14 protein-coding genes are annotated in these 20,016 nt (G+C 66.4%); 6 read left to right on the top strand and 8 right to left on the bottom strand.

The window, feature by feature from the left end:
• Positions 1 to 37: 37 nt before the first annotated feature.
• A complete protein-coding gene (locus CLM74_RS10080) occupies positions 38 to 1,426 on the bottom strand; it encodes an FAD-binding oxidoreductase (protein ID WP_105163981.1) in 1,389 nt (462 codons plus the stop codon).
• A 169-nt stretch (positions 1,427 to 1,595) separates the two neighbouring features.
• Here CLM74_RS10080 and serA point away from each other — a divergent pair, with 169 nt between their 5' ends.
• Positions 1,596 to 2,837 carry a phosphoglycerate dehydrogenase gene (gene serA / locus CLM74_RS10075; RefSeq protein WP_032975510.1) on the top strand — a complete coding sequence of 414 codons (1,242 nt, stop codon included), beginning with the start codon at positions 1,596 to 1,598 and terminating at the stop codon, positions 2,835 to 2,837.
• A 75-nt stretch (positions 2,838 to 2,912) separates the two neighbouring features.
• Here the strand turns inward: serA and CLM74_RS10070 are convergent, their stop codons facing one another.
• A complete protein-coding gene (locus tag CLM74_RS10070; RefSeq protein ID WP_105163980.1) occupies positions 2,913 to 3,527 on the bottom strand; it encodes an NUDIX hydrolase in 615 nt (204 codons plus the stop codon).
• Positions 3,528 to 3,659: 132 nt separating this feature from the next.
• On the opposite strand from CLM74_RS10070, the gene CLM74_RS10065 reads away from it, so the two are divergent.
• The 5 genes from CLM74_RS10065 (at position 3,660) to mtnC (ending at position 9,200) form a co-directional block, all read left to right on the top strand.
• Positions 3,660 to 5,135: an amino acid permease gene (locus CLM74_RS10065; protein WP_025874781.1), complete on the top strand. Its 1,476-nt coding sequence runs from the start codon at positions 3,660 to 3,662 to the stop codon at positions 5,133 to 5,135.
• Positions 5,136 to 5,232: 97 nt separating this feature from the next.
• Complete coding sequence (locus CLM74_RS10060) at positions 5,233 to 6,660, top strand: amino acid permease (RefSeq protein ID WP_025874783.1); 1,428 nt, start codon at positions 5,233 to 5,235, stop codon at positions 6,658 to 6,660.
• Positions 6,661 to 7,210: 550 nt separating this feature from the next.
• Positions 7,211 to 7,852, top strand: a complete 642-nt coding sequence (locus CLM74_RS10055; RefSeq protein ID WP_105163979.1) for a methylthioribulose 1-phosphate dehydratase — start codon at positions 7,211 to 7,213, stop codon at positions 7,850 to 7,852.
• A gap of 91 nt (positions 7,853 to 7,943) precedes the next feature.
• The gene (locus CLM74_RS10050; protein ID WP_025874787.1) at positions 7,944 to 8,501 is read left to right on the top strand and encodes an acireductone dioxygenase; all 558 of its coding nucleotides are present in this window, start codon (positions 7,944 to 7,946) and stop codon (positions 8,499 to 8,501) included.
• 3 nt (positions 8,502 to 8,504) lie between these two features.
• Positions 8,505 to 9,200: an acireductone synthase gene (mtnC, locus tag CLM74_RS10045; protein ID WP_088100698.1), complete on the top strand. Its 696-nt coding sequence runs from the start codon at positions 8,505 to 8,507 to the stop codon at positions 9,198 to 9,200.
• 138 nt (positions 9,201 to 9,338) lie between these two features.
• On the opposite strand, the gene CLM74_RS10040 is transcribed toward mtnC, so the two are convergent.
• From CLM74_RS10040 to CLM74_RS10015, 6 genes are all read right to left on the bottom strand, one after another.
• Complete coding sequence (locus tag CLM74_RS10040) at positions 9,339 to 11,957, bottom strand: glycoside hydrolase family 2 protein (protein WP_105163978.1); 2,619 nt, start codon at positions 11,955 to 11,957, stop codon at positions 9,339 to 9,341.
• A gap of 101 nt (positions 11,958 to 12,058) precedes the next feature.
• A complete protein-coding gene (locus tag CLM74_RS10035; RefSeq protein ID WP_105163977.1) occupies positions 12,059 to 13,285 on the bottom strand; it encodes an AGE family epimerase/isomerase in 1,227 nt (408 codons plus the stop codon).
• Positions 13,282 to 14,277 (bottom strand): carbohydrate kinase, encoded by a 996-nt coding sequence (locus CLM74_RS10030; RefSeq protein WP_105163976.1) that lies wholly within the window; start codon positions 14,275 to 14,277, stop codon positions 13,282 to 13,284. The genes CLM74_RS10035 and CLM74_RS10030 overlap by 4 nt, the downstream gene beginning before the upstream one ends.
• A 7-nt stretch (positions 14,278 to 14,284) precedes the next feature.
• Positions 14,285 to 15,598 carry an L-fucose:H+ symporter permease gene (fucP, locus tag CLM74_RS10025; RefSeq protein WP_025874796.1) on the bottom strand — a complete coding sequence of 438 codons (1,314 nt, stop codon included), beginning with the start codon at positions 15,596 to 15,598 and terminating at the stop codon, positions 14,285 to 14,287.
• Between the two features lie 75 nt (positions 15,599 to 15,673).
• Entirely contained in the window at positions 15,674 to 16,723 is a 1,050-nt protein-coding gene (locus tag CLM74_RS10020; RefSeq protein WP_025874798.1) for a LacI family DNA-binding transcriptional regulator, read from the bottom strand.
• A gap of 96 nt (positions 16,724 to 16,819) precedes the next feature.
• On the bottom strand, positions 16,820 to 19,258 hold the full coding sequence (locus CLM74_RS10015; RefSeq protein WP_199776095.1) for a GH92 family glycosyl hydrolase: 2,439 nt from the start codon (positions 19,256 to 19,258) through the stop codon (positions 16,820 to 16,822).
• Positions 19,259 to 20,016 lie beyond the last annotated feature (758 nt).

Genomic DNA, 20,016 nt, shown 5'->3' with positions numbered 1-20,016 from the left:
GGTGGAGCGTAACGGCTGGGTGAAGACTTTGCCTGTGTCAAAGGTCGAACAATTTGCCGGGATTCAGCCGCCCTTCGGGATCGAATGCGCGCTTGACCGCCTTCATCAGCGCGATCTCGGCCGGTCCACGGGTGCTGTCCAGGTAGCCCTTCTTGACCAGGCCGATGCCGTGCTCGGCCGAAATGCTGCCATTGAAGCGCGCCAGCACCTGCGCCAGCAGCTTGGTGACATGCTCGCACTGGCTTACGAAGTCCGCATCGCTGGTGCCGTCCGGCTTGAGCACGTTGATGTGCAGGTTGCCGTCGCCGATGTGGCCGAACCAGACCACGTCGAAGTGCGGGTAGGCCTCGCCGATCAGCGCCTGGGTCTCGGCCAGGAACGCCGGCATCGACGAGATCCGCACCGAGACATCGTTCTTGTAGGGCTTGTAACGTGCCAGCGCCTCGGTGATGCCCTCGCGCAGGCGCCACAGCTGCGCCGCCTGGGCATCGCTGGGACTGATCACGCCGTCGCTGACCCAGCCGTTGCCCATGCAGTCCTCGAAGGCCGCCATCGCCGCCGCTTCCTGCGCCTCGTCACCGGCAGCAAACTCGGTCACCACGTAATAGGGATGCACCTCATCGAACGGTGCCTGCGCACCATGGGCCAGAACATGTTCCAGCGCCCGGTCGGTGAAGAATTCAAAGGCCTGCAGCTGCAGCCGCGCACGGAAGGCGGCGAACACCTGCATCAGCACGTCGAAGCTGGGCAGCGCCAGCAGCATCACGTTGCTGGCCGGCGGCGGGTCGGTGAGCTTCACCGTGGCCTCGACGATCACGCCCAGCGTGCCCTCCGATCCGATCAGCAGCTGGCGGAAATCGTAGCCGCTGGAGTTCTTGATCAGGCCCTTGTTGAGTTCGAGCAGTTCGCCCGTGGCGGTAACCACTTTCAGTCCGGCGATCCATTCACGGGTATTGCCGTAGCGGATCACCCGGATGCCACCGGCATTGGTGGCGATGTTGCCGCCGATCGAGCACGACCCGCGCGCCGCGAAGTCCACCGGATAGATGAGGCCATGTTCAAGGGCCGCGTTGTGCAGCGCCTCCAGCGGCATGCCGGCCTGCACCACCAGGGTGCGGTCGACCGCATCGTAGTCCAGCGCCTTGTTCATCCGCTCCAGGCTCAGCACCAGCTCGCCATTGGCCGCTACCGCACCGCCGGAAAGGCCGGTGCGACCGCCGGAGGGAACCACCGCCACGCCCTCGGCCGCGGTCCAGCGCATCACCGCCTGCACTTCTTCAACCGTGGCCGGCAACGCGATCGCCAGCGGCGCCGGTGTCCAGCGCCGGGTCCAGTCGCGGCCGTAATGCTCCAGGTCGGCAGGGTCGGTCTTCAGCTTCAGGCCGGGACAGGCCTGCTGCAACGAGGCGATGCGGGAATCGGTCATGACGGTCCAGCGCGGGGCGTGAAGAACGGGCAAGCGTGCCAGTGGCCGGGCCCAGCGTCCAGCCCTGCAGGGCCTTCAATAGCTGCAGTTGCAACCAATTGCGCACTGCACCATGGGCGTTGCGATCTGGCATAGTGGTCAGCCCCTGTCCCACTGGCCGTGCCGCCCCATGTCGCCGAAGAAGACCTCGTTCCCGAAGCAGGATATCCGCGTGCTGTTGCTGGAGGGGGTCAGCCAGACCGCCGTGGAGGTGTTCAGCGCCGCCGGCTACAGCCAGATCGAGGCGCACACCAAGGCGCTTCCCGAGGACGAACTGAAGGCGCGCATCGCCGAAGCCCACATCGTCGGCATCCGCTCGCGCACCCAGCTCAGTGCCGAGGTGCTGGCCGAGGCCAAGCGCCTGATCGCGGTCGGCTGTTTCTGCATCGGCACCAACCAGGTCGACCTGGATGCGGCCGAGCTGGCCGGCATTCCGGTATTCAACGCGCCCTACTCCAATACCCGCAGCGTGGCCGAACTGGTGATCGCCGAAGCGATCATGCTGACCCGCGGCATCCCGCAGAAGAACGCCGAATGCCATCGCGGCGGCTGGTCGAAATCGGCCAGCGGCAGCCATGAGGTGCGCGGCAAGGTCCTGGGCATCATCGGCTACGGGCACATCGGCACCCAGGTCGGCGTACTGGCCGAATCGCTGGGCATGCAGGTGATCTTCCACGATGTGGAAACCAAGCTGTCGCTGGGCAATACCCGTGCGGCGGCCAGCCTGGACGACCTGCTGGCGCGTGCTGACATCGTGACCCTGCACGTGCCGGAGACGCCGTCCACGCAGTGGATGATCGGCAGCACCGAGCTGGCGAAGATGCGCCGCGGCGCGCACCTGATCAACGCCGCGCGCGGCACCGTGGTCGACATCGATGCGCTGGATGCAGCACTGGCCAGCGGTCACATCGGTGGCGCTGCACTGGATGTGTTCCCGGTCGAGCCGAAGGGCAACGGCGATATCTTCGAATCGCCGCTGACCCGCCACGACAACGTGATCCTGACCCCGCACGTCGGCGGCAGCACGCTGGAAGCGCAGGACAACATCGGCATCGAAGTGGCGGCCAAGCTGGTGCGCTACAGCGACAACGGCAGCACCCTGTCGGCGGTCAACTTCCCGGAAGTGACCCTGCCCGAGCACGCCGACAGCCTGCGCCTGCTGCACATCCACCAGAACGTGCCGGGCGTGTTGTCCAAGGTCAACGAGATCTTCTCGCGGCACAACGTCAACATCGACGGCCAGTTCCTGCGCACCGACCCGAAGGTGGGTTACGTGGTGATCGACATCACCGCCAGCGAGGAGCAGGCCAGCGCGGTGCGTGACGAGCTGGCGGCGATTCCGGGCACCTTGCGCACCCGCATCCTGTATTGAGATGTACGTCGCCGGGCGTGGCCCGGCGGAATGCGTCCGGCATTGCGTCATCCACGCGTGGCGTGGATGCGTCTTTCAGCGCGCCAGCCAACGGCGCGCCATGCGCTGCATCGATTCGTCCGACTGGGGATCGCTGGCGACCTCGGCCACCGGTCGCCAGGCCAGCTCCAGCGACTCCTCGCTGAGCACGAAATTCTCTCCGCCCAGCGCACGGATCACGAAACGCACGTCGTAGTGCCAGTGCCCCGGCACATCCTTGCGCTCGGGAATCCAGTGCTTGTCGATATCGAAGATGGCCGGATCATCCAGCACCAGGCCGCTCAGGCCCGATTCCTCCTCGGCTTCCTTCAACGCTACCCGGGCCAGATCGCGGTCGCCGTCGGCGTGGCCACCCAGCTGCAGCCAGCGCTGCAGCTTGCGATGGTGGGTCAGCAGCAGCCGCTGGCCATCGGCGCTGACCAGCCAGCAGCTGGCGGTGAAGTGGCCGGCCAGGCGTTCGCGGCGGAAAGCATCTTCCGCATCGTCGATCAATGTGCCGAATTCGGCAGCAAGGGCGTCGTGGGCGGGTTCATTGCGCGCATAGTCATGCAGCAGGCCGCGCAAGCGATCGTCAAGTGCGGCAAGGGATTCGGTGGTTTCGCTCATGAATGCGGGGTGCCTGGAAAAATACCTGCAATTATCGCCGTTCATTGTTGCGTTTGCGCTTGTGCGGTGCCTTCAGCATTGGCTAAGGTACAGCGGGCCGTTCGCACGGCTTTCACGATTCCAGGCCGCCGGCAATGTACTGGCGGCCCTCCCAATCCGATCATCAGGAAGTACTGCATGCTGAAAGCTCTGTTGAGGGTCAAGCCGGTCGAACCGGCCGGGCACGTCGATGCCGGCGAACCCATCGAAGGCAGCCTGGATGGCGAAGCCACGTTGAAACGGACCCTCACGGCGAAACACCTCATCATGCTTGGCATTGGTGCGGTGATCGGCGCAGGCATTTTCGTGCTTACCGGCCAGGCCGCGGCCAACCACGCCGGCCCGGCGGTCATGCTGTCGTTCGTGTTCGCCGGCATCGCCTGCGCGCTGGCCGGCCTGTGCTACGCCGAGTTCGCAGCGATGATGCCGGTCTCCGGCAGCGCCTATTCCTACTCCTACGCCACGCTCGGCGAGGGCATGGCCTGGTTCATCGGCTGGTGCCTGGTGCTGGAGTACCTGTTCGCCTCGGCCTCGGTCGCGGTGGGCTGGTCGGCGTACCTGATCAGCTTCATCACCACTACCCTGCACATGCCGTTCCCGGACGCGCTGAGCGCGGCGCCGATCGCCTGGAACGGGCACGAGTTCGCCGCCTCCGGCAAGCTGTTCAACCTGCCGGCGGTGCTGATCGTGGCGGCGGTGACCGGCCTGCTGTACGTGGGCGTGACCCAGTCCGCGTTCGTCAACGCGATCATCGTGGCCATCAAGGTTTTCGTGATCTGCCTGTTCGTGGGCATCGGCGCGGCCCACGTGGACCCGGCCAACTGGCACCCGTTCATCCCGGAAAACACCGGCGTGTCCGGCGAGTTCGGCTGGAGCGGCGTGTTCCGCGCGGCCACCATCGTGTTCTTCGCCTACATCGGCTTCGATGCGGTCTCCACCGCCGCCGGTGAAACCAAGGACCCGCAGCGCAACATGCCGATCGGCCTGCTCGGCTCGCTGGCGGTGTGCACCATCGTCTACATCATCGTCTGCGCGGTGCTGACCGGCATGCTGCCCTACCACCTGCTGGGCACCGACAAGCCGGTGGCCACCGCGCTGGAAGCCTACCCGAGCCTGTCCTGGCTGAAGACCGCAGTGGAAATCGGCGCGATCGCCGGCCTGTCCTCGGTGGTGCTGGTGATGATGATGGGCCAGACCCGCATCGCCTACACCATCTCGCGCGATGGCCTGCTGCCGAAAGTGTTCGGCAAGGTCCACAAGCGCTTCCGCACGCCGTACTGGGCCACGATCGTGGTCGGCGTCATCGCCGCGTCGCTGGCCGGCCTGGTGCCGCTGAACGTGCTGGGCGAACTGGTTTCCATGGGCACCCTGCTGGCCTTCGCCACGGTCTGCATCGGCGTGCTGATCCTGCGCTACACCCGCCCGGAGCTGCACCGTCCGTTCCGCGTGCCGCTGGTGTGGGTGATCTGCCCGCTGGGCGCGCTGTCGTGCCTGTTCCTGTTCTGGCAGGCGTTCGTGGTGCATTGGCACCTGTTCGTAGGCTGGACCGTGCTGGGCCTGCTGATCTACTTCGGCTACGGCATGCGCCACAGCAAGCTGGCCAAGTCGCCCTGATCCTCCCGACGGGCCGGCCCCTGCGCCGGCCCGTCGATATCCGCAAGCATTTCCGCCCGCGCCCGGTCACCGGGCGCATCGCACAAGACCACCACACATGTTCAAGCAACTGTGGGCCACCAAGCATCCGCATGCCGCCCATGAAGACGCCAACGGCCTGAGCCTGCGTCGCCACCTCGGCCCCTGGGGCCTGACCGCACTCGGCATCGGCGCCGTGATCGGCGGCGGCATTTTCGTCATCACCGGCCAGGCCGCCGCCAACCACGCCGGCCCGGCCATCATGCTCTCGTTCGTGCTGGCCGCGATCTGCTGCGCCTTCTGCGCCCTGGCCTATGCCGAGTTCGCGGCGATGGTGCCGGTATCCGGCAGCGCCTACACCTATACCTACGCCACCTTCGGCGAGCTCTCGGCCTGGTTCATCGGCTGGATGCTGGTGCTCGAGTACGGCGTCTCCGCCTCGGCCGTGGCGGTCAGCTGGACCGGGTATTTCCTCAGCCTGCTCAGCCATTTCGACATCCATCTACCGGCGGCGCTGGTCAGCGCCCCCTTGGATGCGCAGCTGCGGCCCACCGGCGCCATCGCCAACATTCCCGCCGCGATCCTGGTGCTGCTGTTGACCTGGCTGTGCTACGTCGGCATCAGCAAATCCTCGGCGATGAACATGGCCATGGTCATCCTCAAGACCGGGCTGATCGTGCTGGTGATCGTGGTCGGCTGGAAGTACGTGGACACCAGCAACTGGACCCCGTTCATCCCGGCCAACGAAGGCCCCGGCAAGTACGGCATGGAAGGCGTGCTGCGTGGCGCGGCGATGGTGTTCTTCGCCTACATCGGCTTCGAAGCGGTTTCGGTGGCCGCGCAGGAATCACACAAACCGCAGCGCGACATGCCGATCGGCATGATGCTGTCGCTGGTGATCTGCACGGTGCTGTACATCGCGATGGCCGCGGTCATGACCGGCCTGGTGCCCTACCAGCTGCTGGGCACCGATGAGCCGGTGGTGACTGCCGTGGCCGCGCATCCGCAGCTGGGCTGGTTGCGCGTGGTGGTGGAAATCGGTGCGTTGATCGGCCTGTCGTCGGTGGTGCTGGTGATGATCATCGGCCAGCCGCGCATCTTCATGATCATGGGCCGCGACGGCCTGTTGCCGCCGGTGTTCACCAAGATCCACCCGAAGTACCGCACGCCGCATATCAACACCGTCATCACCGGCATCGGCATCGCCCTGCTGGCGGCGCTGTTCCCGCTGGACATCCTCGGCGAGCTGACCTCGATGGGCACGCTGATCGCCTTCGCGGCGGTCTGCGCCGGCGTACTGATCCTGCGCCGCACGCAGCCCGACCTGCCGCGCCCGTTCCGCATTCCGGGTGCATGGCTGGTCTGCAGCCTGGGCGTGATCAGCTGCCTGGCGCTGCTGTCGGCGATGACGTTGCACAACTGGATGCTGATGGGCGTGTGGACCTTCGTCGGCTTCGTGATCTACTTCTTCTACGGCTTCAGGCACAGCCGCCTGCGCGGGAAGTAAGGTTTTCTGCATTGCAGGGCCTGCGGCCCTGCACCCGCCGTTGAAGCCGAAGCAACGGCAACAGCTGGGCTGAGGGTTTGGCGGGGCGGGTTGGATTCGCGGGGGACGCCGTGAATCCGTCCCTGGGGGCTTGGCCGCGGCATCCATGCCGCGGACACCCCCGCGAACCCAACCCGCCCCACCTCCGACAGTCTCCTGCCCCGTCCGGTAGATCCACGCCATGCGTGGATGAAGCGTTCCGGGAAATGAATGTTCGGGGACGAATCTACTGTAGAGCGGAGCCATGCTCCGCTCCGAGCACGCGCAGCGAAGCGACCCGCTTTCGCTTTTCCTTCTCCACTCCGTGGCTGGCCGCCCGCAGGAACCTGTCAGGGGCGGGTCGGGTGGGCCGTGCAGGGGCGTTGGCGCCATGGATGGCGCCATCGAGCTTACAGGGACGTACTTGCGGCGTCCCCTGCACGGCCCACCCGACCCGCCCACCCCATGAACCGCTCTACGCGACCAGCCACGAGGGGCTCAGCCGTTGGCCGAATCCAGTAAAATCGCCCCCATGAACACCCCCACCTTCCCCTACGACACCGCGCGCCTGAGCGAACTGGCCCAGCTGCTGATCGACAACGTCCGCGAACTGGCCCAGGCCGGCTGGACCCCGGCCACCAGCAGCAACTTTTCCCACCGCCTGGACGACCGCCACGCCGCGATCACCGTCTCCGGCAAGGACAAGGGCCGCCTGATCGAAGACGACATCATGGTCGTGGATTTCGATGGCAAGGCCGTCGGCCGCCCGCTGCGCCCGTCCGCCGAAACCCTGCTGCATACCCAGCTGTATCGCCGCTTCCCGGAGATCGGCTGCGTGCTGCATACGCATTCGCCGGTGCAGACCATCGCCTCGCGCCTTTATGCACCGCAGGGCCATATCCGGCTGGAAGGCTACGAACTGCTGAAGGCCTTCGCGGGCAACAGCACCCACGAGATGGCCATCGACATCCCGGTGTTTGCCAACACCCAGGACATGGACGTGCTGTCGGCCCAGGTCGACGCCCTGCTCGACACGCAGACCCTCTGGGGCTACCTGATCGACGGCCACGGCCTGTATGCCTGGGGCCGCGACATGGCCGAAGCACGGCGGCACATGGAAGCGTTCGAATTCCTGCTGCACTGCGAGCTGGAGCTGCGCAAGCTGCGCCGCTGAAGTTTCCGGCACGGCCAGATGCCGTTCTGGAATCAGGCCATCAATGCCACCCTGCTACCCTGTCCTTCCCCGAGACGTTCAAGCTGCCGCCATGAGCCGACTGCGCATCTACGACGATACCCATCCCGAATCGCCGCTGCTGGACACCCAGGACGGCGCGATCATCGCTGCCGAACTGCAGAAGATCGGCGTCACCTTTGAGCGCTGGCAGGCCACCGCGCCGGTCGCCCCGGGCGCAAGCCAGGACGAAGTGTTCGCCGCCTACCGCGCCGACATCGACCGCCTGGTTGCCGAACGCGGCTTCAAGAGCGTGGACGTGGCCTCGATCGCCCCGGACAACCCGAACCGCGCCGAGCTGAGGAAGAAATTCCTCGACGAACACTTCCACAAGGAAGACGAAGTACGCTTCTTCGTCGCCGGCTCGGGCCTGTTCACCCTGCACGTGGGCGACAAGGTCTATGAGATCGAGTGCGTGAAGGATGACCTGATCGCCGTGCCCGACGGCACCACCCACTGGTTCGACATGGGTGATGAGCCGAGCTTCGTGGCGATCCGCTTCTTCACCGAACCGGATGGCTGGGTCGGTCACTTCACCGGCACCGACATCGCGCAGAAATTCCCCCGTTACATTCCGACCCAGGCGTCCTGATCAATGCAGCCCCGCGTCATCCTGACCGACATCGAAGGCACCACCAGCAGCATCTCGTTCGTCAAGAACGTGCTGTTCCCGTACGCACGCCAGGCGCTGCCCGGCTTCGTCGCCGACCATGGCCAGCAACCGGAGGTGCGTCGCTGGCTGGATGCAGTCGCCACCGAGATCGGCGGCGCCTGCCAGGACAGCCTGGTGGCCGAGACGCTGCAGGGCTGGATCGACCAGGACCGCAAGCACACCGCACTGAAGGCCCTGCAGGGGCTGATCTGGGACGCGGGCTACCGTCGTGGTGACTACACCGCGCACTTCTACCCGGAGGTAGCGCCGGTGTTGAAGGGTTGGCACGCCTCGGGCCTGCCGCTGTATGTGTACTCCTCCGGCTCGGTGTCGGCGCAGAAGCTGTTCTTCGGCTTCAGCGACGCCGGTGACCTGAGTCCGCTGGTGTCGGGCTGGTTCGATACCGAAGTCGGTGGCAAGCGCGAGGCTGACAGCTACCGCCACATCGTGCAGGCCATCGGCGTTCCCGCTGGCGAGATCCTGTTCCTGTCCGACGTGGTCGAGGAACTGGACGCCGCCCGCGAAGCCGGCCTGCAGACACGCCTGATCGATCGCCTAGACGACTACCCGATGCCGCGCATCGGCGACGCCGCCAACGGCCATGATCGCGTCGAGAACTTCCAGCAGATCCAGCTGTAAGGCTATCCGCTTTGGTGGATGCCAACCTTGGTTGGCATGCTTCTGATGTGCCAACCAAGGTTGGCACCTACCAATGCAGATCAGCTTCTGATGTGCCAACCAAGGTTGGCACCTACCAAGGCGGGTAGACGGCGCTGCTCATCGATCGTTGAGGGTCTTCACCTTCAACGCCTCGCGCAACGCGGCCAGATCCACCGGGCCACGCACGGCGATGTCGCGGGTTTCGCCCGGCAGCAGGTCCAGCAGGTTGTCTTCCACCTGCACGTCGAGCGCGCCGAAATCGATCCAGGCTGCGCGCACCAGCGCAGCGCTGTGCAGCCGCAGGCGATAGTGGTCACCATCGATCGCCAGGGTTGATGTCAGCTGCTGGCGTGGCAGCACCTGGTCCTTGGCTTCGACGAAGCCGACCACCTGCCGCGCCGTCACCTTGCCATCCTGCAGCAGTTCGAACACCGCCACCGTCCGCGCCGGATCAGCGCCGGCCAGCAGCTCGGCATCCGCGTAGGTGCCGATATCGGTCACCCCGGCGGCAGCCAGGGTCACCGCCTGCTCGCGTCGGCGCAGCACCTTGCCCTCCACGTCCATCACCCGCAGGCGCCAACGTGCATCCAGCGCGGCACCATCGTTGATCAGGCGCACGCGGGTACTGCCTTCATCGCGCAGTGCGGCCACCGTAACCGGCGCGAAGAAGCGCCGCGCGGCATAGTGCAGCGCCTTCCAGCGACCGAAGTAGTCCACGCTCGACCACGATGCTCCCGGCCAGACATCGTTGAGCTGCCAGTACAGCGAGCCCATCGTGTAAGGCCGCGAAGCGCGATGGTGCAGCGCCGCCAGGGCGATGCCATCGGCCTGCATCACCTGGCTCAGGTAGACGAAGTCCTCGAAGTCCTTCGGCGTGCCGTAGCCCAGTTCGATGTAGTGCAGCAAGCGTGTGTTGCCCTCGCCGGCCATGAACTTCTGGTGCGCGCGGATCACCGGGCTGTCGATTCGCTGTTCGGCACGGGTGGCGATCTGGTCCACCGTCGCCACCGCTGGCCAGGCCTGCAGGCCGTACTCGGACATGAAGCGCGGGGTCTCGCGCAGATACGCCTGCACCGGCAATGCCGGATTGCCCCACACCTGCCAGTAATGCTTGTCGCCACGGGTGGAGTCGTTGGCCTTCTCGTCCAGGTCGTTGCTGGGCGAACTGGACCAGTACGGCACGCCCAACCCATCTTCGCTCACCACCTGGCGCAGGTCGTTGCCGAACAGGTCGACGTAGCCCTGCCAGACCTTCGCTGCGAACGCCGGATCAGCTGCCTTCAGGTCGCGGCCGTGGCCCCAGTCCTTCCACGCCGTTTCTTCCTCGTTGTTGCCACACCACAGCACGATGCTGGGATGGTGGCGCAACCGGCGCACGTTGTCGCGCGCCTCGGCCACCACGCTGGCGCGGAATGCCGGGTCGTAACCCGGTTGCATGCCACCGCCGAACATGAAGTCCTGCCAGACCAGCAGGCCCAGTTCGTCGGCGATGTCGAAGAACGCGTCGTCTTCGTAGTAGCCGCCACCCCAGTTGCGCAGCATGTTCATGTTGGCATCGCGCGCGGCGACCAGTACCTGGCGCAGGCGCGCAGCATCAACGCGCGCGGGGAAGGCGTCGAAGGGGATCACGTTCGCGCCCTTGGCGAAGATCGGCACCCCGTTGATGACGAAGGCGAAGCCCTGCCCTCCCTTGTCGTCCTGCTCGCGGCGCAGTTCGACGGTGCGCAGGCCGATGCGCTGTTCGCGTGCCAGCACCGGATCGGCACTGCCGTCCAGGTGCGCCTGCACGGTGTAGCGGTCCTGCGCACCATGGCCGACCGGCCACCAGCGCCGCGGTTTGGCCAGTTCAACCGGCACCTCCACGCTGTTCCGGCCGGGCTTCAGTTCGACCGTGCGCTGCACCCGTGCGACGCTGCGGCCGTCGGGATCCCGCACTTCAACGTCCACCGAAACCGGAGCGGCGACCGCGTCCTGCTCCACCTGCAGCACTACCGCCAGCTTTGCCTTTTCTGCATCAAGCGCATCAGTGCGTACGGCCAGGTCGGTCAACCGATGCGCATCCCATGCCTGCAGGTCAACGCCCCGCCAGACGCCGGCAGTCACGTAGCGCGGGCCCCAGTCCCACCCGAAGTGGTACGCCGGCTTGCGCGCGAAGTTGCCAACCATCGCGTCCTTGGGTTCATCACCGTAGGGCGAAGGATAGTTGCCGGCAATCCTGTGCGGCATGGCCTGCACGCCGGGCAGCAGCGTGCGGATCGGCGAACGGAACACGATCTGCAGCTCATTGCCCTTCGCACGCAGGCGACCCTCGACGCGGGCATGCCAGGTGCGGTGGGCATTGTCGGCGCGCAGCAGCGGCTTGCCGTTGAGCGTCACCTCGGCATAGGTGTCCAGGCCGTCGAAGCGCAGCTCGGCATGGGCCTTTGCCAAGCTGGCAGCGTCCACATCGAAACGGGCTCGGTACTCCCAGTCGGCCAGACCGATCCACTGCAGCTCGGCTTCGGGCGCACCGACGTAGGGATCGCGGATCAGCTCATGCGCCAGCAGATCGGTGTGCACGCTGCCTGGCACCGTGGCCGCGCGCCACTGCTGCAGGCCAGGATGGGCCGCGCCCTGCGCGTCGCCGGGCAGCAGCCGGAACTCCCATTGCGCCTGCAGCGGTGCGGCGCCTGCCGGGAAGGCGCCAAGGGCGATCAACAACAGCAGCAGACGGACAGCGTTGGAAATGCGATGCACGTGATACTCCTGCTTTTCCGCCGGGCATGACCCGGCGCTACCAATGCCACACGCCACGGTAGCGCCGGACCACGTCCGGCGAGCGCGCAGCGCGGCAGACCTCAACGCACGACGTTCAGCACTTCGTAGCACGCACCCATGGTGTGGTAATCCACCTTGCCGGCCGGGCTCTTCTCATCGCTGTACTTGCGGTTGTCGGCGTCGAGGATGCGGAACCATGCGCCGTATCGATGGTCGACGAAGTGCTCCCACGAGTACGCCCAGATACGGTCGTACCACTGCCAATAGCGGTCGCCGCCGGTGCGCGCGGCCATCAGCGCGGCGGTGGCCAGGGTCTCGGCCTGCACCCAGAAATACTTGTCGTCGTCACAGACGAAGCTATCACCGCCGATCGGCGCGCCGTCCATGCCCGGCTGCCGGCGCGACTCCGGGGCGAAGCCGTAGTACAGGCCGCCGCGCACCTCGTCCCAGCTGCGCTCTACGGCCACATCGAACAGATGCTGCGCGGTCGGCACCAGCCAGTCGGCCTGCACGTGTCGGTCCAGGATCAGCAGCAGCTTGGCCCACTCGGTCTGGTGCCCCGGCTGGAAGCCCCACGGCCGGAACAGGTGCTTGGGATCGTCCAGGTTGTAGTCCCAGTCGATGTTCCAGTTGACGTCGTAGTGTTCCCAGACCAGACCGCCGGCCTTTGCCGCCTGGCGGCGGGTCATGTTGTCGGCCAGCTGCAGCGCGCGCTCGACATAGCGCTGCTCGCCACTGGCCTCGAACGCGGCCAGCATCGCCTCGCACATGTGCATGTTGGCGTTCTGGCCGCGGTAGCCGGTGAAGTTCCACTGGCCGTCGGCCTCGTCCCTGTACAGGCCGTGCTCGGCTTCCCAGAAGCGCGCCTGCAGCAGCTGCCAGGTTTCGTCCATCCACGTGCGGGCTTCTTCGATGCCTGCCTTCAACGCACAGCTGTAGGCGAGCAGCACGAAGGCCACGCCGTAGCAGTGGTTCATGTCGTCCTCTACCACACCATCGCGCAGGGTCCAGGCGTAGCCACCGGTGGCCGGGTTGCGATGAACCTCGCGCAGGTAGCGCACCCCGTGCTCGACCGCGTCGCGATACTCGGCGTTGCCGAATTCGCGGTAGGCCATGGCGTAGTTGAAGACGAAGCGGGTGCTGCTCACCAGATGACGATGGCTGGCATCGTAGATGCTGCCGTCGTCACGGAAGTAATGGAAGAAGCCGCCCTTCGGGTCGATGCAGCGCGGATGGTAGAACGCCATCGTGTCGGCGATGTGGGCGCGCAGGAACGTGGGGGAACGGAAATCGGGCGAGGTGCTCATGCGGGGAGATCCTGTAGCTGCAGCAGCTGCTGCACTTCATCGAACGAGGGCATCGCAGCGAACGCGCCCTTGCGGGTCACCGCCAGTGCGCCAACGGCGGCGCCGAAGCGCAGCGTGGCGGCGATCGCCTGCGGGTCCTGGCAGAACGCGGCAAAGCCCGCACCTGCCCCACCCCGCTCCAGCAGGCCAACCAGCACGCCGCCGACGAAGGCATCACCGGCAGCGGTGGTGTCCACGGTGGCGACGCGGAAACTGCTGACCTTGCCCTGCGTTTCACGGGTATACCAATGCAGCGTGGCGGCGCCGTCGGTGATGATCACCCAGCGTGCCTGCGCGGCCAGCAGGCGGCGCAGCACCAGCGCCTCGCCGTCATCGCCCAGCGGGGCGGCCAGGTAGTCCAGTTCCTCGCGCGACAGCTTGACCAGGTCGGCGCGCTCCAGCGCCTGCCACAGGCGCGGTGTCGGGTCGACATCGGTCGGCCACAGCGCCGGACGCAGGTTGAGATCCAGGCTGACCACCGCGCCGGCCGCACGCGCACGGTCCATGCCGGCGAACGTCGCTTCGGCGATGTCCGCTTCGGTCAGGCTGTTGGAACAGACGTGGAAACACTGCGCGCCATCGAAGCAGCCCGCCTGGAAATCGCTGTCACGGAACAGCAGGTCGGCGGCAGGCGGACGGTAGAAGCTGAAGCTGCGTTCGCCGCCCGCGTCCAGTGCAACGAAGGCCAGCGCGGTTTTGGCCGCGTCGGTACGCACGATGTAGTCGGTGCCGACGCCGTGTTCGCTCAGGCTCTCCGCCAGGAAGTCGCCGAACATGTCGCGGCCGAGCATGCCGACGAACTGGGTCTTCGCGCCCAGCCGCGCGGCGGCCACCGCGACGTTGGCCGGTGCACCTCCGGCGTACTGCAGGAACGCGCGCGGGGTATCGGCCGAGGCCGGCGGCTGCGCTAGTAGATCGATCAAAATTTCGCCGAAGCAGACGATGGAACCCATTTTCGACTCAGCCTCCCTGCGTGCCGGCAGCCGGCGCGCGCGCGCCGACCAGTCCGTAGAAAATGATGTAGCCGTAGCACAGCAGCGGCAGGATGAAGCTGGCCTGCACGCCGATGTGGTCAGCCAGGACGCCCTGCAGGTAAGGCACCACCGCGCCACCGACGATGGCCATGATCAGCAGGCTCGAACCCTTGCTGGTCAGCGGGCCCAGGCGCTCGATGCTGAGCGCGAAGATGGTCGGGAACATGATCGAATTGAACAGGCCGATCGCCACCACCGAGTACAGCGCGACATTGCCGGAGGTCATCATGGTCAGCGTCAGCAGGCCCACGTTGACCAGCGCGAAGATCGCCAGCAGGCGGCTCGGCGAGAAGCGCGCCAGCAGCGCCGAACCGGCGAAGCGACCGATCATCGCCATCGTCCAGTAGGCCGACACATAGTGGGTGGCTTCCTGCTCGCTGAAACCGCCGATGGTGGGCATCGACAGGTAGTTGACCAGGAAGCTGCCGATCGACACTTCGGCGCCAACGTAGAAGAAGATGCCGAGCACGCCCAGCAGCAGGTGGCGCTTGCGCAGCGCATCCAGATAGCTGTGCTGATGCCCCTGGTCAGCCTGCTCGGTGGTGTCGTTCAGCGCCGGCAGGCGGAACAGGAACACGAACAGGGCCAGCAGCACCAGCGCCACGGCCAGGCCGACGTAAGGGCCCTGCACTGCGTGTGCCTCGGCGGTACGGTAGGCGAGCTGCTCGGCGGCCGGCAGCGCGGCGATCTGCTCGCCGCTCATGGCCGTGTTGGACAGGATCAGCATGCCGCCGAAGATCGGCGCGATGGCCGTACCCAGCGAGTTCAGCGCCTGCGCCAGGGTCAGGCGGCTGGAACTGGTCTGCTCCGGACCAAGCAGCGCGACATACGGGTTGGCCGCCACCTGCAGCACGGTGATGCCGGTGGCCAGCACGAACAATGCACCGAGGAAGGCGCCATAGACGCGCAGCTCAGCGGCCGGCCAGAAGCCCAGCGCACCGATGCCGGCGATCACCAGGCCGGCCACGATGCCCTTCTTGTAACCCAGCGCTGCAACCAGCCGCCCTGCCGGCAGCGACATCAGGAAGTAGGTGCCGAAGAAAGTGAACTGCACCAGCATTGCCTTGGCGTAGTTCAGCTCGAACACCGCCTTCAGATGCGGAATCAGGATGTCGTTGAGGCAAGTCAGGAAGCCCCACATGAAGAAGATGGTGGTGACCACGGCCAGCGCCTTGCCGTTGGTGACGGCAGGCTGGTTGCCCGGGGAACCCGATGGGCGGGGCGTTGCGGAGATCGGCATGCGGTACGCGCCTCGATGCGCGAAAGGTCGTTGGTGCGTGGAAGGGTGCAATCAGTTCAGGAGCGAAGCATCAATTCAATTCGGACGTGCGGCGCTGCTTTCGCGGATGCGCAACTGTACCGGGGCGACTGTGCGCCGTGGTGGCGCATCCGGTTCCTCCAGCCGCTGCAGCAGCAGAGATGCCGCCTGCCGCCCGCGTTCGCGCGGGTCGGCCGTCAGTGTGGTCAACGGCGGCACGGCAACCGACGCTTCGGAAATATCGTCGAAGCCGGTCACCGCGAAGTCACCGCCGGGACGGATGCCGCGCGAGTTCAGGCCCAGCATCAGGCCCAGCGCGACGGTGTCGTTGTAGCAGACCGCTGCGCTCGGCCGATGGCCGTCGACGAACAGTTCATCGGTGCGCGCGGCCGCTTCCAGGCGGTTGGGTGCAGATTCGATCATCCAGCCCGGCGGCAATGCCAGCCCGGCTTCGGCCAGTGCCTGCTGGAAACCGGCACGACGCTGGTGGCAGGAACTCGATGCCGCGTGGCCACCGAAGAATGCGATCTGGCGATGGCCGCGCTCGATCAGGTGGCGGGTGGCCAGGTAGGCACCATGCTGGTTGTCCAGGGTCAGGAAGTCCCAGTCGGCGCCTTCCAGTTCGCGGTTGAACAGCAGTACGTTGGCGTTGGCGCCCAGTACCTGCCGGAGCAGCGTGGCATCGCTGCCTTCGGCCGGCGACAGGATCAGGCCCGCAGGCGTGTGTTCCATCAGCGTGGACAGCACCGCCTGCTGCCGCTCGGGCGACTCGCCGGTACTGCCGAGCAGGGTCACGTAGCCGCGTCCGCCCAGTGCCTCGTCCACACCGGAGGCGAATTCGGCGAAGAACGGGTTGGACAGATCGTTGATGACCAGGGCGATGCTGGAAGACGTGCGCCGCCGCAGGTTCGCTGCAGCGCGGTTGTAGACGTAACGCTGGCGGCGCAGCTCAGCCTCGACCCGGGCGCGGGTATCGACGTTGACCAGCGGGCTGCCGCGCAGCACCAGCGACACGGTCGCGCGCGAAACGCCGATGGCACGGGCGATGTCGGTCACCGTCACCGCCTTGCCGGAACGCTTGCTGGAACTGTCGCTGTTGTCGTTCATCGTCTTCCCGCACTCCGATGGATGCTCAAGCCTAATGGATCGCGGCCCTGTCGTGCCGTGCCGTTCGCTGGGTTGCCTCGAACGGCACAGCCCGGCTCAGTGCAGCTGGCTGCCCGGTGCCGCGCACCAGGACACCGGCAGGTCCTTGACCGCAGTGCCCCAGCCCTCGGTCGGCGCCCGCCCGTCCAGCGCGAAGCGCAGCTTCGGGCCCTGCTGCAGCTGGCTCCAGCCCAGCCATACCGGGGCATGTGCCTGGCCGTCGACCTGCACGCCCTGCACGTACTGCAGGCGGCGGCCATCGGCGCCAGGTGCCTCGATGCGCAGGGTGCGGCCATTGCCCAGCTCGACCTCGACCTTGGCAAAGCGCGGCGTATGCAGCAGGAACTCGCCGCTGCCCGGCACCGCCGGGTACACGCCGATCGCACTGAACAGGTACCAGGCCGACATCGTGCCGAGGTCATCGTTGCCGGTCACGCCGTTGGGTGCATTGGTGAACAGCTGCTGCGCTGCACGCACCACCGCTGCGGTCTTCCACGGCTGGCCGATCAGCGTGTACAGCCACGGCGAATGCAGGTCGGGTTCGTTGTTGGGGTTGTAGCGGAACTGGTTGTAATAGCTGTACGGCCCGACCACCCACTCCTTGCGGGCGGCATTGAGGGGGTCGGCCTGCAGAGCGTCCATGGCGAAGAAAGCATCCAGGCGGCGGCCGGCCTGTTCGCGGCCGTCCATCGCTTCGACCAGGCCCGGCACGTCCTGCTGCGCCAGCCACTGGTACTGCCACGCCGTGCCTTCATGGAAACCGTGATGCGAGCGTGGGCTGTAATGGCCATCGGCCGGTGTGTACCACTGGCCATCTTCGGTACGCGGTCGCGGGAAGCCGGTGAAGCCGGTCTCGGCGTCGCGCACCTGCGGGTCCCATACCTTGCGCCAGTTGCGGCCGCGCTCACGCAGGACCGCCGCATCCTGGGCATGGCCGAGCCCATCGGCCATCTGCGAAAGCGCGCAGTCGGCCAGTGCGTACTCCAGCGTTGCCGAACCACCATGATGGGGATCGACATCCATGCCCTTGGACGGGAACGCACGGTCATAGACCACGTAGCCCTTGTCCAGGTAGGTCGGGTTGCCGGAGCGACCGGCAGCACGCGAGTTCAGCGGCGGCGTACCGAACGCATTGCGGCGCAGCGCATCCCATGCCTGCCCTTCGCGGCCCTTGAGCGCACCGAAGCGCCACAGGTCGACCAAGAAGGGGGTGACCGGGTCGCCGGTCATGATGTTGGTCTCGAAGTTGGCATAGCCCCAGCGCGGCAGCCAGCCGCCCTGCTCATCGATCGCCAGCAGGCTGCGACCGATGTCGCGCGCCACGTCCGGGCGCGTCAGTGCCAGCCACTGGTTCTGTGCACGGTAGGTATCCCACAGCGAGAAGTACTCGTAGTAGGTCCAGCCATCGGCGCGATGGATGCCGTCGTCGTAACCGCGGTAACGGCCGTCGGCATCGCTGCCGGTGAGCGGCTGCAGCAGCGCGTGGTACAGCGCGCTGTAGAACACGGTGCGGTCATCGCCATTGCCGCCCTGCACGCGCACGCGTGCCAGCTGCTCACGCCACGATTGCTGCGACAGCGCGCGCATGCGCTCGAAGCCCAGCAGCGCCCCGCCCTGCATGCCCTCGGCGCGCAGGTTGGTGCGCGCACCTTCGGCATCCACATGCGAGATCGCGCTGACGGCGGTGACCGACTGGCCCTTGGCCAGGTCGAAGCTGAGCCACGCGCCATTCGGCTTCTGCTCGCCTTCCATGCTGTGGCGCGCGCCCGGCAGGCCGCCGCCCTCGCCCCAGGTGCCATGCGCCTTGAACGGGCGGTCGAACTCGATGCGGAACCAGGTGGTGTACTGGTGCCCGCCGCAGAAACTCTTGGTGACCAGCTTGCCTTCCACCACGCGGTCACCCACCACATCGACCACGCTGCCGATCACCGAGTGGCGCTCGTTGGCCTGACCGACATTCACCAGCACGTGGCCATCGCCCTGGCGCTGGCTGAAGGTGTAACGCTCGGCAGCTGCGCGGGTGCGTGCGGTGGCTTCGGCGTCGATGCCGCCGTAGCTGGTCAGGCGCACCTTGTAGTAGCCGGCCTGGCCGATCTCACCGTCGTGGCTGTAGGCCGACGCATAGGTCTTGTGATTGAAGGCTTTCGCATCGGCGGTATCGAAGTCGCCGCCGGGGCCGATCGAACCGGTCACCGGCAGCACCGAGACCTGCCCACCCTGCTCCCAGCAACCGGCACCGGACAGGAAGGAGTGGCCGAAGCCGCGGATCTTGTCGTCGTCGTAGCGCCAGCCCGAATAGTGGCTGCCGATCGGGCTGACCTGGATCAGGCCGAACGGTGCCGAGGCACCGGGGAAGGTGTTGCCGTCATCCTTGCTGCCGATGAAGGTATTGACCTCGCGCTCCAGCGCGGCCGGTGCGGCCTGCAGCCAGGGCGTCACCGCCAGTGCCAGCAGGCAGGCGATGCGGGCCAGGGGCCGATGGGACAATGCCGACAGGCGGCGGGCGGGACGACGGCGGGACAACCTGGTCACGGGCAGGACTCCTTGGCGGCAGGGCGGCAGCGAAGAACCGGCCGCACAGGCCGAGCCCTCGTTTCCATCGGTACAAATCCGCACCCCGGCGGATTTAGATCGATTCAAGTAGAGCATGGGAATTTCGCCCAATGCATTCTGCGGCGCAGCATGAGCGGGGGGCTTCGGCCGGGCTGCGCCCGGCACCCGCAGAGGCCGGAGCAACGGCAACGGCGACGGCAACAGCAACGGCAACAGCTGCATTCCGTGGGGTGTGGCGGGGCGGGCCCGGTTGCGGGGGACGCCGTAAACCCGTCCCTGGGCTTGGCCGCGGCATCCATGCCGCGGACACCCCCGCAACCGGACCCACCCCGCCTTCGACAGTTTTCGGCGATCTGTCGGAATCCCTGGTGGGTGTCGACCTTGGTCGACGCGTAGATCCACGCCACGCGTGGATGCTGTTCGATGAACTACCGAAATATTGATTTCGACGAATTTTATCCACGCAAGGCGTGGATGGATGTTCCTACCGATTTCGAAATCATCGATTGGATTTCATCCATGCATGGCATGGATCCACGTGTCGACCAAGGTCGACACCTACCAACAGCAGCGGGAATCTGTCGAAGGCGGGGTGGGTCCGGTTGCGGGGGCGTGAGCGCCATGGATGGCGCGACCGAGCTTACATGGACGTACTTGCAGCGTCCCCCGCAACCGGACCTACCCCGCCATCCCGCAGGAAA

Origin of the sequence: Stenotrophomonas sp. MYb57, from assembly GCF_002966815.1 — a bacterium.
In the GTDB taxonomy this organism is placed as follows: domain Bacteria; phylum Pseudomonadota; class Gammaproteobacteria; order Xanthomonadales; family Xanthomonadaceae; genus Stenotrophomonas; species Stenotrophomonas indicatrix.
Note: the sequence above shows the minus strand (reverse complement) of the source record. Positions and strands in the feature narration are given on the sequence as shown.

Excerpts from the sequence above, each read along its gene's own strand:
- CLM74_RS10080 (WP_105163981.1), bottom strand. The coding sequence starts at position 1,426 with ATGACCGATTCCCGCATCGCCTCGTTGCAGCAGGCCTGTCCCGGCCTG.
- serA (WP_032975510.1), top strand. The coding sequence starts at position 1,596 with ATGTCGCCGAAGAAGACCTCGTTCCCGAAGCAGGATATCCGCGTGCTG.
- CLM74_RS10070 (WP_105163980.1), bottom strand. The coding sequence starts at position 3,527 with ATGAACGGCGATAATTGCAGGTATTTTTCCAGGCACCCCGCATTCATG.
- CLM74_RS10065 (WP_025874781.1), top strand. The coding sequence starts at position 3,660 with ATGCTGAAAGCTCTGTTGAGGGTCAAGCCGGTCGAACCGGCCGGGCAC.
- CLM74_RS10060 (WP_025874783.1), top strand. The coding sequence starts at position 5,233 with ATGTTCAAGCAACTGTGGGCCACCAAGCATCCGCATGCCGCCCATGAA.
- CLM74_RS10055 (WP_105163979.1), top strand. The coding sequence starts at position 7,211 with ATGAACACCCCCACCTTCCCCTACGACACCGCGCGCCTGAGCGAACTG.
- CLM74_RS10050 (WP_025874787.1), top strand. The coding sequence starts at position 7,944 with ATGAGCCGACTGCGCATCTACGACGATACCCATCCCGAATCGCCGCTG.
- mtnC (WP_088100698.1), top strand. The coding sequence starts at position 8,505 with ATGCAGCCCCGCGTCATCCTGACCGACATCGAAGGCACCACCAGCAGC.
- CLM74_RS10035 (WP_105163977.1), bottom strand. The coding sequence starts at position 13,285 with ATGAGCACCTCGCCCGATTTCCGTTCCCCCACGTTCCTGCGCGCCCAC.
- CLM74_RS10030 (WP_105163976.1), bottom strand. The coding sequence starts at position 14,277 with ATGGGTTCCATCGTCTGCTTCGGCGAAATTTTGATCGATCTACTAGCG.
- fucP (WP_025874796.1), bottom strand. The coding sequence starts at position 15,598 with ATGCCGATCTCCGCAACGCCCCGCCCATCGGGTTCCCCGGGCAACCAG.
- CLM74_RS10020 (WP_025874798.1), bottom strand. The coding sequence starts at position 16,723 with ATGAACGACAACAGCGACAGTTCCAGCAAGCGTTCCGGCAAGGCGGTG.